The sequence below is a fragment of the Methanoregula boonei 6A8 genome (assembly GCF_000017625.1).
In the GTDB taxonomy this organism is placed as follows: domain Archaea; phylum Halobacteriota; class Methanomicrobia; order Methanomicrobiales; family Methanospirillaceae; genus Methanoregula; species Methanoregula boonei.
In genome coordinates this window covers 2,162,677-2,176,060 of record NC_009712.1, presented here as the reverse complement: position 1 = coordinate 2,176,060, position 13,384 = coordinate 2,162,677, and the positions used below count along the sequence as shown (strand labels likewise).

The window sequence follows — 13,384 nt, the reverse complement described above, 5'->3', positions numbered from 1 at the left end:
CCACAAAACTCCAACCTATATATCCATAGAGTGTTATACGTCTTATCGTTATGGAGCTGTCCCTGATCCAGAAGGATATCCTTATCACCCTCATCACCCTCTACCACCAGAAATCCCATTCTATCAAGGGTGAGGAGATCGCAGACATGATCCTGCGGAATCCGGGTACGGTCAGGAACCAGATGCAGTCGTTGAAGGCGATCGGTCTTGTTGACGGTGTTCCCGGCCCTAAAGGGGGGTATATCCCCACCCAGCTGGCCTACAAGGAGCTCAACCTGAACATCTCCGAAGGGGATTACGATGTCCCGATCAGCCGCGACGGTGAGATTATCAAGGGGGCCCATGTCCAGGAGATTGATTTTACCACTCTCTGTCATCCGGATATCTGTCATGCCGTGATCAAACTGGTTGGCAGTGCCAAGATCTTCGAGATAGGTGACAGGATCACGATCGGCCCGACACCGGTGAACAAGCTCCTTCTCCGTGGGGAGGTTTTCGGGAAAGACGAGGTAAAGCAGGCGCTTCTTATTGCCACATCGGAGATGATCTCGCTTCCCAAGCAGCCGATAAAATCCTACATGAGCACCCCTTTAAAGGCGCTTACCGTTTCCCAGACTATACGGGATGCAGTCTCCCTTTTTCACAAGCACCACATCCATGGTGCGCCGGTGCTTGATGGCGAGAACCTTGCCGGCATAGTCACTATGAGTGATGTGGTAAAGGTCATTGACCAGGGCCTGCCGCTTGATACGCCCCTCCCGTCCGTGATGACCCGGGATGTTGTTCAGGCGCCTTCCGATATCAAGCTCTTCGATGTAATCCGGCGCTTCAAGGAACGTGAGATCGGGCGCCTGGTAGTGACGGAAGACGGGAAGCCGGTGGGTATCCTGACCCAGTCTGATATTCTCCGGGTTTTCCCGTCTCTCTGAACGTGTGCTCTCCATGAGGGGTGGAATGACCACAGGGTTTTGTGAGATTGTATATCCCTCTAGCGTGGGCCACGCACACAAAAGAGCGAGAATATCAGATTAAATCCCCAAAATAACCTGTTATCCCCCTCCATTTCAGAACAGTTTATATATTTATACATCGTCATTTTTTTTATGACTCGAACATTCGCCCGCAGCCTCTCCCGAAAAAAGATCATGAGTAATGATGGCAAGCTGATCGGGACGCTCAAGAACCTGAGAGTTGATTTTGATTCCGGACAGGTCCTTGACCTGATCATCCACCCGGACCAGTCCTTTGTCACCGAAGGGTACAATCTGGAGGAAGGAAACCTTCTGGTCGTACCCTTTGAAGCGGTAAAAGATATCAAGGACTACATCGTCGTTGATCGCTACCTTGCCCGCAGGTAAGACCTATACTTTTTTACGGCTTGTACAAAGCCAGTCCCGTTTGCTTCTTCCATAACGTCAGATGCTGCCGCTTTTGTTGCCGGATGGGCATTGGCAATCGTCACACCCCGGCCGGCCCATTCAAGCATCTGGACATCGTTGATACCGTCGCCGATGGCAAAAAAGTCTTTGGGGGAAATCCCCATATCGCGTGCAAGGGCAAGAAGGGCGGTTCCCTTGCTGACGCCTTCGGATTGGAGATGGATGGCAAATCCGGTATCGATTACCTGTACCGCGTGGCCGGCAAGTACCTGTTTTACTTCTTCTGCCGGGACCGTACGGGCAAAAGCCAGGTCAGCATACCGGTACGTGGGATTGTAGAGATCCAGTTCGATCCCTTTCTTTCGGTAATACGCCTGTACTGCTTCAAGAGCAGTACGGCAGACGTGCTGGTCACCGTTGATGTGGAGAGATCCGGTGTACCCGATCCGGTACACCCCTCCGTTCTCCGCGATAAAGGATCCTTTGGTCCCGATCATTTTGCAGAGTGCATCCATAAAGCAGGCGGTATTCCCGCTCGCGAGGACAACCTCAATACCGTCGTCTATAAGTGACCGGAGGGATTCAATCGCCCCGACATCTATCCTGCGGGCAGAATCTGTTATGGTCCCGTCAACATCGGTGAGGATCGCACTTAACACGGCTTGAGTCCCGCCTCTTCTACCATGAACGGTGCTTCACCCTCGGGAAGGTTGGGGCTGTCCACGAGGCGGGCGATGCGTTTGCCGGCCTTGCTCTTCCTGAGATAGATCCGGAACGTAGCGGTGTGGCCGACAATATTCCCCCCGATAGGTTTTGTCGGGTCCCCAAAGAAGACCGCAGGGTTGGACATGACCTGGTTTGTGACAAGGCCTACGGCGTTGTGCTCATCAATGAGCTTGAAGAGCTCATGCATATGCCGGTTGAGTTTCTGCTGCCGTGCGGCAAGGGTGCCCCGGCCGGCGTACTCGGACCGGAAATGGGCGGTGAGCGAGTCGATGATGAAGAGTTTTACGGGTTTTTCGCTCCCTTTGAGTTCGTTTGCGAGATCTCGGGAGTTCTCCACAAGGAGCATCTGGTGATCGGAGGTGTGGGCCCGGGCGATATGGATATTGTCCAGGAACTCCTGGGTGTCCGGGATATCATCGATACCCAGGCCCGCCACCATCTGCTCGATACGCTCGGGACGGAACGTATTCTCGGTATCGATATAGATCACGCTGCCGTTCATACCCCCCTGCTCCTCGGGAAGCTGGACATTGACTGCCATCTGGTGGACGACCTGGCTTTTACCGGAACCGAATTCACCGTACATTTCGGTGATTGCCTGCGTTTCCAGCCCGCCACCCATGAGTGCGTCGAGTTCCGGGACCCTAAACGAGAGTTTCCTGATTTCCTTCCTCTGCTCGAAGATGTCTTTTCCGGTCCGGAAACTTCCTATATCTGCAGATTCGCGGGCTGCCTTAATGATCTTCTTTGCGGTTGATTCTGAGATCTCCGTGATCTCGGAGAGTTCAGCTGGTGAAGCCGTTGCAATGCTCTCAACGGAAAGGTAACCTGCTTCGCGAAGCTTGTCAGCGGTGCTTGGCCCGACTCCGGGTAAATCTTCTATTTCCAGTGCTTTTTCAGCCATTTCTTGTACATCTCCTATGGCACAACAACATTTTAACATGACCCTTATAACCCGGAGCCGTGCGGGGGGCGAAAGTGAACTGGTAGTCTCTCATGTGCGGGGAGCGTCAATCCGTGCAATTAAGGCGGCGAGGCGACCGGCCAGCTCCTTGGGGGTCTTCCCGGCCGGCACTGCGGTTGCAGGGATAATACGGCTGCCGGCAAGCACCCCGGTCACCGCGATCTCAGCGCCGGGCTGGTATTCGCCCGTGATGAGGTACCGCTCGGTTCCGTTGTCGATGAACGTGCCCCCGTTCCCGGGAATGATCGTCCCGGTAAACGTGATCTCCCGCCGCGCTTCCTGCGGCAGCCGGAAAACGCTTCCCCTGCCCACGCCTAGCTCGATCCCACCAAAGCGTCCGGCCCGGGCCGACCCGTGATAGATCTCGACCCTGTCACCGGATCGGAGCGGCTGGAGTGCGAGTTCCCCCCAGAGCACGACTGCGAGCTCTTCCGTCCCGTCGCTGATACGGATGTTTCTCACCCAGGACGGGTTACCGGACTTTGTGGTAAACGCCCGGGGCTCCTGTGCGGCCTTTACTTCACCGGTAACGGAGTACTGCCCAGCGTCAGCAACCGATCCGAGCGGGGTAAAAGGGATGGTTACGGTGGAATCCGAGAGGTTCACCGTGCTTGTCTCATCAATGCTGTATGCCCGACCCTCCGCACGGCGATCGGGCTTTGCCCCATGGATATGGACCGTGCTGCCCGGAGGGATGCCCATGAGGTGATCCGGTGCCCACGCGACAAGGCGGGCAGTCCCTTCTGCATCACCGATGAGGCATTCACGCATCTCACCTGTGGTCCCATCGCGGCGGGTAAATGAGCGGGGCATCTCTGCACCGATCAGGATTGCTTCGAGATCCACCGGTTCTGATGATAACCCGGTCCCGCTCATACCTACGGTTGCAGTGCAGGTAATCTCGCACGTAGCCTTCCGCAGGGCAAGGGCATAGATCTCGTGCATGCTCTTTCCCGGGTGCCTCCCGATCACCTCCAGCACGTCCCCTATGGCGATCTCAAGTACCGCCCCCGCCCGTTCATCCCAGAGAACGACCCGCGTGGTCCCGGTCTCGTCGCCTACAAGGAGCGTGGCAACCCATCCTTTCTCGCCATCCTTGCGGTCAAATTCTTTGGGCTCGGTCTTATCGATCACCCGTGCAAAAAAGCAAAAAAGACTGGATTTTCCCGAGAGGGCCCGGATCTTGACATGCTGTCTCCCGAGTGCCCCGACAACCAGCATTGCTGCAGTCGGCTCATCAAGGAGGTCACCGCATTCCTCGATCTTTTCTTCTACGCGCCGTTCGAATTCTTCCTTGCTGATGAGGTCGTCGACCAGCGCATAGTGGAAGAGTACCACAACAGCCTCCCGGCCCTACCGCTGCCAGGGGGGATGTACCATAGCGCTGGTCAGGTCAGCGAGTGTCTCGGGACGCCGCATGAGCGTCTCCTCCTTCCCGTGGATGAGTATCTCGGGGCAGCGGGGCCGGCCATTGTACTGCGAGGACATCGCATACCCGTACGCACCGGCATCCAGCACCGCAATGAGATCTCCTGCCGCAAGCTCCGGGAGTTTCCGGTCGGCAGCAAGGATATCCCCGGTCTCGCAGATCGGCCCGGTTATGGTGTACTCAGTGGTGTGCGGGGCGTCCGCACGGTTTGCGACAATAATCTCGTGATAGGAGTCGTACATTGCGGGCCGGATAAGCAGGTTAAACCCTGCATCAACGTTGGCAAACCTCTTGTGGGCGGCCTTTGTCGAATTGACCCGGGTAAGAAGCACGGTCGAGTCGGCGACAAGGAACCGGCCCGGCTCAACCCAGAGCGAGGGGGTGATGCCTGCTTTCTCGATCCCTTCAAGGAAAACCGGCATGACTGCAGCCGCGTAGTCCTCGGGAGTCGGTGCCGGGTCTGTATCGTGGTGGTATGGAATTCCCAGTCCGCCCCCGAGGTCGAGAAACTCTAATTTCACTCCTATGTCAGAAATCTCTTTTGCGATCCTAACCATGACCTCGGCCGCCCTTGCAAACGGCACCACATCGAGGATCTGCGAACCGATATGGCAGTGAATTCCGACGGGTTTTACGTTTTTGCAGGCAAGCGCTTCTTTGTATGCCGCCGGGATCTGCTCATGCGGGATCCCAAACTTGCTTGTCGCAAGGCCGGTGGCGATCTTCGGGTGAGTCGGGACTTCGAGCGCCGGGTTGACCCGAAATGAGATCTCTGCAACTTTTCCTGCATTTGCAGCGATTGCATCGAGCTGGTGAAGTTCGTCGAGAGAATCGAGCGAAACCTTCACACCGTGTTTTACCGCAAGGGCGAGGTCGGCTGGAGTTTTTGAGCTGCCGTTAAAAAGCAGTTTTGACGCCGGCATCCCTGCTTCGAGGGCAAGCGCGAGTTCACCTGAGGAAAAGACGTCCGCCCCGGCGCCGAGCCGGGCGAGCGCCCTCATCACCGCAAGGTTACCGTTTGCCTTTGCTGCAAAGAGGACCTGAACCTTCGCGTATCTCCTGGAGAGGGCTGACTGGTATGCCGTAAAGTGCTCGCAGATCCGGTCCTCGCTTGTCACGTAGAGCGGGGTACCGTACTTTGCCGTGAGGGTGACGCAGTCATGGCTCCCTATGTGCAGATGTCCGTCCCTGATTGTAATGTGCGATGGCAGTTTCACAGGGAAAGCCTCCGCATCCGTTCTATGGCCTCGTGTATCCTTTCTACCGGTCGGGTGATCGCAAACCGGACATAGCCCTCGCCCGCGGAGCCAAAACCGATGCCCGGCGTGACCACGATACCGGCCTCATTGAGGAGTTTTGCCGCAAAGGACATGCAATCCTTTACCGGCATCCAGACATAGAAAGTCGCCTTCGGGGCCGGCACGTCAAAGCCGAGGTCGCGGAGCCCGGCAACGAGCACGTCCCGGCGCTCCTGGTAGATCGCACAGGCCTCCTTCACGCAGTCCTGCGGGCCTGATAGGGCAGCTATCGCCGCATACTGGACGGCGTTGAAAACTCCGGAATCGACATTTGTCTTGACCCGGCCAAGACCGGAGAGGATCTCCTGATTCCCGACAGCCATGCCGATCCGCCAGCCGGTCATGTTGTAGGTTTTCGAGAGTGAATGCATCTCGATCCCAACTTCCATGGCGCCTCTTGCCTCCAGGAACGAGGGGGCCTTGTAGCCGTCAAAGGCAACTTCAGAATAGGGGTTGTCCGAGACAACAACGATGTTATTGTCCGCAGCAAAATCCACAACCTCCTTATAGAACGAGAGCGGGGCAATGGCAGCCGTCGGGTTGTTGGGGTAGTTGATGAACATGAGCTTTGCCGTGCGGACAACCTTTTCCGGGATATCGTCAAGGACCGGGAGGAAATTATTTTTCTGTAACAGTGGCATCTCGTGGACTTTCCCTTCTGAAAAGAGGGTGCCGGTCGAGTACCCCGGGTAGCCGGGGCTCGGGGCAAGCACGTAATCGCCCGGATTTACAAATGCCTCGCCAATATGGGTGATCCCGTCCTTGGAGCCCATCAGGGCAAGGGTTTCACGTGATGCATCGAGCTTAACACCGAACCGCTTATGGTACCAACCGGCAACGGCCTCGCGGTAAGCCGGCATCCCGGCATACGAGGGATAGTGATGGTTGTTTGGATCACGTGCGGCGGTGCAGAGGGCATCCACAATATGGGGAGGGGTGGGAAGATCCGGGTCGCCGACGCCCAAGTCAATGATATCCACGCCTTTTTTCTGCTGCTCTGCTTTCATCTCGTCAATCCGTGCAAAAAGGTACGGAGGGAGATTGCTCATGCGTGCTGAGTACATACGTGTACCTATCATTGGAGCGGGCGCTACTAGAAAGTAACTCTCACGGGATATCCCGATGACTTACGGGGCCCGGTCGTATACCCTTATCTGCCGGGAATGGCAACATCTCACCCATGGAGGCCGGACCCGGAACGGAGACAAATATGGAGATCTGCGTCCTGTACGTGACCGCTCCGCAGTCACAATCCGAAGCGCTGGCAAAGAGCCTGCTTGAAAAACATCTTATCGCATGCGCCAATATCACCCCGGTACGCTCCCTGTACCGCTGGAAAGGCGAATCCTGCGACGACAAAGAGGACCTGCTTATCCTCAAGACAAGGAAAGGCCTTGTGCAGGCCACTATTGCTGCGGTAAAAGCAGAGCATCCGTACGAGGTCCCGGAGATTATCGCGCTGCCGGTTATCGCCGGCCACGCGCTGTACCTCGACTGGGTGTACACGGAAACCGATAGAAAGTAACGGGGGCCGCATGGCCACGAGGCGAAGGTTTTTCCATCCCCCGGCACATTGCTGTACAGGTGAGCATGGCAGGGAACGATACCATTGCCGGGGAAGCACCGCAGACAAAGAAGACTGCAGTCCTTGTCCTCGGTTGCCCGCAGGTCCCGGTGCAGACGAGTGTTGCGCTGTACCTGGCAGATAAGTTATCCGTGGCTGGCATAGCCCCGGTGATTGCCGGGAACAAGGCGGCCATTACCCTTCTTGTGGTTGCCGATCCGAAAAGGCATTACTTAAAAGAGGTCATGGACCTTGATCGTGCGATTGCCCAGATATCCGACAAGAAACGGGATTTTGACCTCTGCTTTGTTTTTATCCATAACGATGCCGGGGTAAGTTATGCTGCGACCATGGCAGCGATCTCGAAAGCGAAAATATTCCCGGTGATCTACGGCGAACACTGGGAGGAGATGGCTGCCCAGATCACCTTCCCCTGCACAAAGATTGCCGTAAAGGCCGTACACAATCCCCTGCCCATAAAGAAGATAATCGACGAGGTGGCACCGTCATGGGCTGCGTAGAATCTCTTCCCTACGAGGTCATCATGAGGGACGCTTCGTTTAAGGAGTGCCGGGAGTACATCAAGAGCCACTTTTCCGAATCGATCGATGTCGAACCGGGATTCAAGATCTTCGATGTCCACACTATCGGAGTACCCCCAATCGCCGTCGGCATCGATGGAAACTTTGTCATTTTTCCTTATACCAAACCCTGCCACGGAACCTTCCTCTTGCGGGTGGAGGATGCAGAAGAGGCCACGCGTCTGCGTGCCCTGAAAAAAAGCCGGTAGCCGCCGGGTGTCCCGGTACACCGAACAGATGAGATAAAAAAGCCACGTGCGGGAGATTGCCCTTTTGCGTATTGCATACGGGGGAAACTATATAGTACGCCTGCGTGAAGTATACATCGAGAGGGAGTGTGTGTGGCAGGTAAAGGAAAAGTGCTTCTGGTAGATGATGAGGAGATCATCCTGGATGTTTCCCGCGAAGTGCTCCGGTTTCTTGGGTACGATGCAGCCTTTGCCAAGGAAGGCGGTGCGGCAATTGAGATGTACAGGCAGGCCAAAGAATCAGGCCAGCCTTTTGATCTCGTTATTATTGATCTCACGATTCCAGAAGGGCTCGGGGGTCAGGAAACCATAGAAAAACTCCGCAGCTACGACCCGGAGGTAAAAGCCGTGGTGTCAAGCGGCTATACCAACGACCCGGTCATGCAGGAATATGCAAAATACGGTTTTTCCGGCAGGCTTACCAAGCCCTACCGGATCAATGAGATGAAGGCACTCCTGGAAAGCATGATCCAGAAGAAGTAGTTTTGTTTTAATCTGCCCTCCCCCTGAGGCTCCGCCACTATCCCAACCTATATACCATTCCCCGAAAGATCAGAGATGTGAAAGGGACACGACTATGACGGAACTATCCGTGCTCGTGGGGGGGAGGGCAGGTGACGGTATCAGCAATGCCGGGGCAATGATTGCGCAGCTCTTCAACCACATGGGCTATTTTGTATATATGTACACCGATTACCCGTCGCTCATCAGGGGCGGGCACAATTATGCGCTGGTACGCGCTGCAGATAGGCCGGTCGGTGCCTGCAACAACCATATCGATTACCTGGTGGCGCTCAACCAGGAAACTGTTGCCCTCCACCTCCCGCAGTGCCCGGACTGCACGTTCGTGGCAAATGAGGATATGGTAAAATCGCTTCCCCGGGGTCAAGCTGTTCCTGTAAATGCAATCCTCAAAGAGGAGGCTGCACCGCCCATCACCGGGAACTCTGCGATGATCGGGGCATTTGCCAAAGCCGCCGGGATTCCCTGGGAGATCGTCGAAAAGGTCTTCCACCGGCATATGCAGAAGGCGGCAGATGAGAATCTCCGGGTTGCCAAAAGGGCCTACACGCTGGTGCAGACCTTCCGTCCGATCCCCCTGCTTTCCGGCCCGGCATGCAGCCTGCTCTCCGGGAACGAGGCCATCGGGCTTGGTCTTGCGGCAGGCGGCTTGGATACATATATTGCCTACCCGATGACGCCATCGTCTACCCTTCTCCACTTCCTTGCAGGCAATGCAGAGCAGCTCGGGATGCGGGTTATTCACCCGGAAAACGAGATCGCGGTCATCCTGATGGGACTGGGAAGCGCAATCGCCGGGGCAAAAACCGCTGTCGGCACATCGGGCGGCGGGTTCTGCCTGATGACGGAAGGGCTCTCGTTTGCCGGGATGGCCGAGATCCCCATCGTGATCGTGGTCTCCCAGAGAACCGGGCCCTCCACCGGTCTCCCTACCTACACCGGGCAGGCCGATCTCCGGTTCGTGCTCCATGCCGGCCAGGGAGAGTTTCCCCGGCTGGTTGCGGCACCTGCCGATCCCGGTGAAGCCTACCTCTGGTCGACAGCCGCGCTCCGCCTGGCGTGGAAATACCAGATCCCGGCATTTATTCTTGTGGACAAGACACTTTCCGAGGGATCCTATAGTGTCGATCCGGACCGGCTTCCCGATCTCCAAGTCTCCGAGCCTGCTCTCTGGGACGGCCAGGGAACCTATCGGAGGTATCTTGATGCGCCGAAGGGGGGAATTTCCCCGCTGGCATTCACGGGCAGGAAAAACGCCACGGTCAAGATAAACAGCTATGCCCACGATGAGGACGGGATTACCACAGAAGAGGCCGCCCTTGTAGCAAAGATGGCAGACAAGCGTGCACGCAAAGGTGAGGAGCTCAGGGAAGAGCTGAACCGGCTCCCCTGCATTAGTACCGGGGGGAAGAAGGATGCTCCGGTTGCACTCCTTTGTTGGGGATCGGTCGGGAATGCCTGTGGCGAAGTGGCCACTGATCTGGGTCTCCGGGTGATCCGGCCAGTGGTACTCTCCCCGTTCCCGGACCGGCAGTTCGCTGATGCCTGCGCTGGGGTAGAGCGCCTGATCGCTGTCGAAGAGAACGCAACCGGGCAGCTGGTGTCGCTGGTGAAAGAACATGGCAGGAACCTGGACGATACGATCCTCAAATATGACGGCCGACCATTCTCCCCGGAAGAACTGAAGCGGCGGGTACAGGAGGTTCTCACGTTATGACCCGGAATCTGATCACCCCGGTGCAGAACACCTGGTGCCCGGGCTGCGGGAACTTCTCGATCCAGCACACGCTCAAGGATATCCTTACCGACATGGAGAAGGAGGGCAGATCCCTTGACGATGTGGTGCTTGTCTCCGGTATCGGCTGCCATGCGAAGATTGCCGATTACCTCAACATCAATACCGTCTACACCCTCCATGGGCGGACGATCCCGGTAGCAACAGGCCTAAAACTTGCAAACCCGGACCTCACTGTGATCTGCTGTGCTGGCGATGGGGACGCGTATGCGGAAGGGCTTGATCACCTGATTTTTGCAGCCAAGCGAAACATCGATCTCACGATGATAGTACACAACAACCGGGTCTACGGCCTTACTACCGGCCAGTATACCCCTACATCCCCACTCGGCTTTAAAGGGAAATCCACCCCTTCAGGGACCGCCGAATATCCATTTAATCCCCTGGAGCTGATGTTTGCAAGCGGTGCCACCTACATCGCACGGGGATATACAAGAAAGATGTCGCAACTGGGACAGCTGATCCGGCAGGGGATCGCACACAAGGGGTTCGCCTTCATTGATGTTCTCCAGATCTGCGCGAGTTTCTTTAACATGACCGAGTATTACCAGTCCCATGTGTATGATCTCGCAGGTCATGACACCCGTGATTTTGGGAAGGCATGCACCAGGGCGAGGGAGTGGGATTATAATCTTGATGCCCCAATTGCGTTGGGGACATTCTATGAGCAGGTCCTTCCCACCTTCGATGAGCGCCTTCCCGTCTGGCACCATATTCTACAGGATGAGCGTATGAACCGGGTCCGAGACCTTTTCGAGGCTGCGAAGTGATTTTTATTCCTGCACGGCACCACATCAGGCACCGGGTGCTCACCTAATGGCGAGGAGCATGGACACTTCAAAACCCGATCCTGCAAACGTGATCCAACCGGGCTCCCGGCAGTCTTCTCCTGTCAGCCTGGTTCTTATCCCGCTTGTGATTGTTCTTATTTGGCTGCTGGAAAATTTTCTCCTTGCGGGCACAACCCACCTTTTCCAGCATGCCAACCCCTTGGTTCTTGTCCTGTACACGGTACTTGCCGGTATTCTTGTGGGGATTGTCGTACCGGTTGTACGTATCCGGGCCACCTTCCTCTCAGGAGCGGTTAATATGTTCCAGATTGGATTCCGCTCTGCGCGCCGCACGATAATTGCCGTAGGCTTTACTGCAATAACATGCGTCATTGTCTCTCTGTTTACCGGTCTTCCTGGGAGCGGGCCTGAAACAACGGAGAGTGTGGCACTTTTTTTCCTCATGCTTCCGGTTACTGTTGCAGCAGTTATGATCTGCTGGGGACTTGTTGGAACCCACATCCAGGCATACGTACGGCGTGAAGGTATAACGGTCTCTGTCATAGCCGGGGTTATAGTGACATCAGTTATTTTTGCGCTTGCCCTTTCTGCACTGTTTGCCGGCCCGGATCTCAAGACTTTCATCAGTGCTTTTTTTGGGGTTGGCTGTATCTCTGCACTTTTTTTCTTTGCCGTACGGGATATCTACGCGACTGTAATCGTGGTCACATTCTGCCTTTCAACTGCGCTGAGCTCTCTTATCGATCCGGCATATCTAGTTCCGCTAAGTCCTGTGGGCATATCCTGCGGGTCTGCGGTGGTCCTGTCCCTCGTGGCCGTACACTGGTACTTTGCCCGGCATTATACAACCATTCTGCTGCCACAGCAGTAGACGGGATCGTATCCCTTCCGGGAGAGTGGTCATCCCACACGTGAAAAGAATCGTGAAGACGTATTCAGAATGGCTGACATACCTGATTGATTCCCACCTAACCAAATTTTTATCCGTCTTTATGCAGAACGCTATGATATGTCCGTAAAACCTTATTGTGGACTCCTGCTGGGTCTGATTCTTGTCTTTTGTGTGCTCCTTGCCGGCTGCTCGAGCCAGAGTTCGGGTTCAACAACTACGATCGCAAAGATCACAACACAACCTCAGCCAAAATATACGGCAGGGAATATTGTTACAAATAATGCATCATCCGCCTTCTGGCTTATCACCGCATATGACTCCACCAATGATCAATACACACGGGTACTTGTCCAGAAAACTTCCGCTGGCTCCTGGAGTCAGGTGACCGGCCAGTCAGAGATTGATACCCGTATTGATGTGGAGAAACTGTATCCGGTTCTGCTTACCCAGGTTTCGGTTTCATCAGTCACCTATGCGACCCCGACTGTTCCCACTACGGTTCAAACCACCCTTTCCGGAAGCGGGCCGATTGTCTCTGCAGTATCTCCCACCACAGGTGCGACAGGTACAACTCTTTCTGTTACGATCACCGGAAGCAATTTCCAGAACGGGGCTACAGTGTACCTGATCCAAGCCGGACTCCAGCCAGTAACGGCATCGAGTGTTTCGGTGACTTCGACGCAGATCACCGGAACCTTTAACCTGGCCAGCCTGAATGCAGGGCCGGCAAATATTCAGGTAAGCAATCCCGATGGCAGAGTTGGATCCCTGTACAGCGCGATTACCATTGGTCTGGCACCACCCACGATCAGCAGCATCAGTCCGACCAGTGGCAATCTTGGTACTTCATATACCCTGACCCTCACCGGTCAGACATTTACTGATGTGTCCGCGGTAACTCTGTGGTCCTCTGATGCGACCTCCCAAATCCAATGTTCTAGTCCCTCTTCTGCTGCAACCACGGTCAGCTGTTCTCTTGCGATCCCCAGTTCGGTGGAAACTGGGGCTTACAGTGTTGAGGCTCTCACGAGTGACGGGACAATAGGGTGGATGAACTCCTCATTTACGGTCAATAATGCCACATCATAATTTTTTTCGAAACAAAAGAGAGGATCTCTTGTATAGTTAACGCTTTGTTAATCACATGCCTTTTTTTCGGGGGAGGGAATGGCTATCTCACAGCAGGAATCAACCT

Annotated in this window: 15 protein-coding genes; 10 read left to right on the top strand and 5 right to left on the bottom strand. The window is 55.4% G+C overall.

Annotated elements, in window-relative coordinates; all coding sequences use genetic code 11:
• Positions 1-50 precede the first annotated feature (50 nt).
• Both MBOO_RS10960 and MBOO_RS10955 read left to right on the top strand, forming a co-directional pair.
• A complete protein-coding gene (locus tag MBOO_RS10960; RefSeq protein ID WP_012107672.1) occupies positions 51-929 on the top strand; it encodes a CBS domain-containing protein in 879 nt (292 codons plus the stop codon).
• Between the two features lie 174 nt (positions 930-1,103).
• A complete protein-coding gene (locus MBOO_RS10955) occupies positions 1,104-1,358 on the top strand; it encodes a PRC-barrel domain-containing protein (protein ID WP_012107671.1) in 255 nt (84 codons plus the stop codon).
• Here MBOO_RS10955 and MBOO_RS10950 read toward each other — a convergent pair.
• The 5 genes from MBOO_RS10950 to MBOO_RS10930 all read right to left on the bottom strand — a co-directional run bounded on the left by MBOO_RS10950 (position 1,340) and on the right by MBOO_RS10930 (position 6,860).
• Positions 1,340-2,038, bottom strand: a complete 699-nt coding sequence (locus tag MBOO_RS10950) for a phosphoglycolate phosphatase (RefSeq protein WP_012107670.1) — start codon at positions 2,036-2,038, stop codon at positions 1,340-1,342. The genes MBOO_RS10955 and MBOO_RS10950 overlap by 19 nt on opposite strands.
• On the bottom strand, positions 2,032-3,009 hold the full coding sequence (radA, locus tag MBOO_RS10945; protein WP_012107669.1) for a DNA repair and recombination protein RadA: 978 nt from the start codon (positions 3,007-3,009) through the stop codon (positions 2,032-2,034). Before radA ends, MBOO_RS10950 begins: the two co-directional genes overlap by 7 nt.
• A 90-nt stretch (positions 3,010-3,099) precedes the next feature.
• Positions 3,100-4,407, bottom strand: coding sequence for a nucleic acid-binding protein (locus tag MBOO_RS10940; RefSeq protein ID WP_012107668.1), 1,308 nt, complete (start codon positions 4,405-4,407; stop codon positions 3,100-3,102).
• 15 nt (positions 4,408-4,422) lie between these two features.
• The gene (gene lysA, locus MBOO_RS10935; RefSeq protein WP_012107667.1) at positions 4,423-5,715 is read right to left on the bottom strand and encodes a diaminopimelate decarboxylase; all 1,293 of its coding nucleotides are present in this window, start codon (positions 5,713-5,715) and stop codon (positions 4,423-4,425) included.
• Positions 5,712-6,860 (bottom strand): LL-diaminopimelate aminotransferase, encoded by a 1,149-nt coding sequence (locus MBOO_RS10930; protein WP_012107666.1) that lies wholly within the window; start codon positions 6,858-6,860, stop codon positions 5,712-5,714. Before MBOO_RS10930 ends, lysA begins: the two co-directional genes overlap by 4 nt.
• A gap of 116 nt (positions 6,861-6,976) precedes the next feature.
• Here MBOO_RS10930 and cutA point away from each other — a divergent pair, with 116 nt between their 5' ends.
• From cutA to MBOO_RS10890, 8 genes are all read left to right on the top strand, one after another.
• Complete coding sequence (gene cutA, locus MBOO_RS10925) at positions 6,977-7,321, top strand: divalent-cation tolerance protein CutA (protein ID WP_198324432.1); 345 nt, start codon at positions 6,977-6,979, stop codon at positions 7,319-7,321.
• 65 nt (positions 7,322-7,386) lie between these two features.
• A complete protein-coding gene (locus MBOO_RS10920) occupies positions 7,387-7,881 on the top strand; it encodes a DUF1890 domain-containing protein (protein WP_012107664.1) in 495 nt (164 codons plus the stop codon).
• Entirely contained in the window at positions 7,869-8,150 is a 282-nt protein-coding gene (locus MBOO_RS10915; RefSeq protein ID WP_012107663.1) for a DUF1894 domain-containing protein, read from the top strand. Before MBOO_RS10920 ends, MBOO_RS10915 begins: the two co-directional genes overlap by 13 nt.
• A gap of 132 nt (positions 8,151-8,282) precedes the next feature.
• Positions 8,283-8,672 carry a response regulator gene (locus tag MBOO_RS10910; RefSeq protein WP_012107662.1) on the top strand — a complete coding sequence of 130 codons (390 nt, stop codon included), beginning with the start codon at positions 8,283-8,285 and terminating at the stop codon, positions 8,670-8,672.
• 94 nt (positions 8,673-8,766) lie between these two features.
• Positions 8,767-10,428, top strand: coding sequence for a 2-oxoacid:acceptor oxidoreductase subunit alpha (locus MBOO_RS10905; RefSeq protein ID WP_012107661.1), 1,662 nt, complete (start codon positions 8,767-8,769; stop codon positions 10,426-10,428).
• Complete coding sequence (locus MBOO_RS10900) at positions 10,425-11,276, top strand: thiamine pyrophosphate-dependent enzyme (RefSeq protein ID WP_012107660.1); 852 nt, start codon at positions 10,425-10,427, stop codon at positions 11,274-11,276. Before MBOO_RS10905 ends, MBOO_RS10900 begins: the two co-directional genes overlap by 4 nt.
• A 58-nt stretch (positions 11,277-11,334) precedes the next feature.
• Positions 11,335-12,168, top strand: coding sequence for a hypothetical protein (locus MBOO_RS10895; RefSeq protein WP_048068461.1), 834 nt, complete (start codon positions 11,335-11,337; stop codon positions 12,166-12,168).
• Positions 12,169-12,306: 138 nt separating this feature from the next.
• A complete protein-coding gene (locus MBOO_RS10890) occupies positions 12,307-13,278 on the top strand; it encodes an IPT/TIG domain-containing protein (RefSeq protein ID WP_012107658.1) in 972 nt (323 codons plus the stop codon).
• The last annotated feature ends 106 nt before the right edge of the window (positions 13,279-13,384 follow it).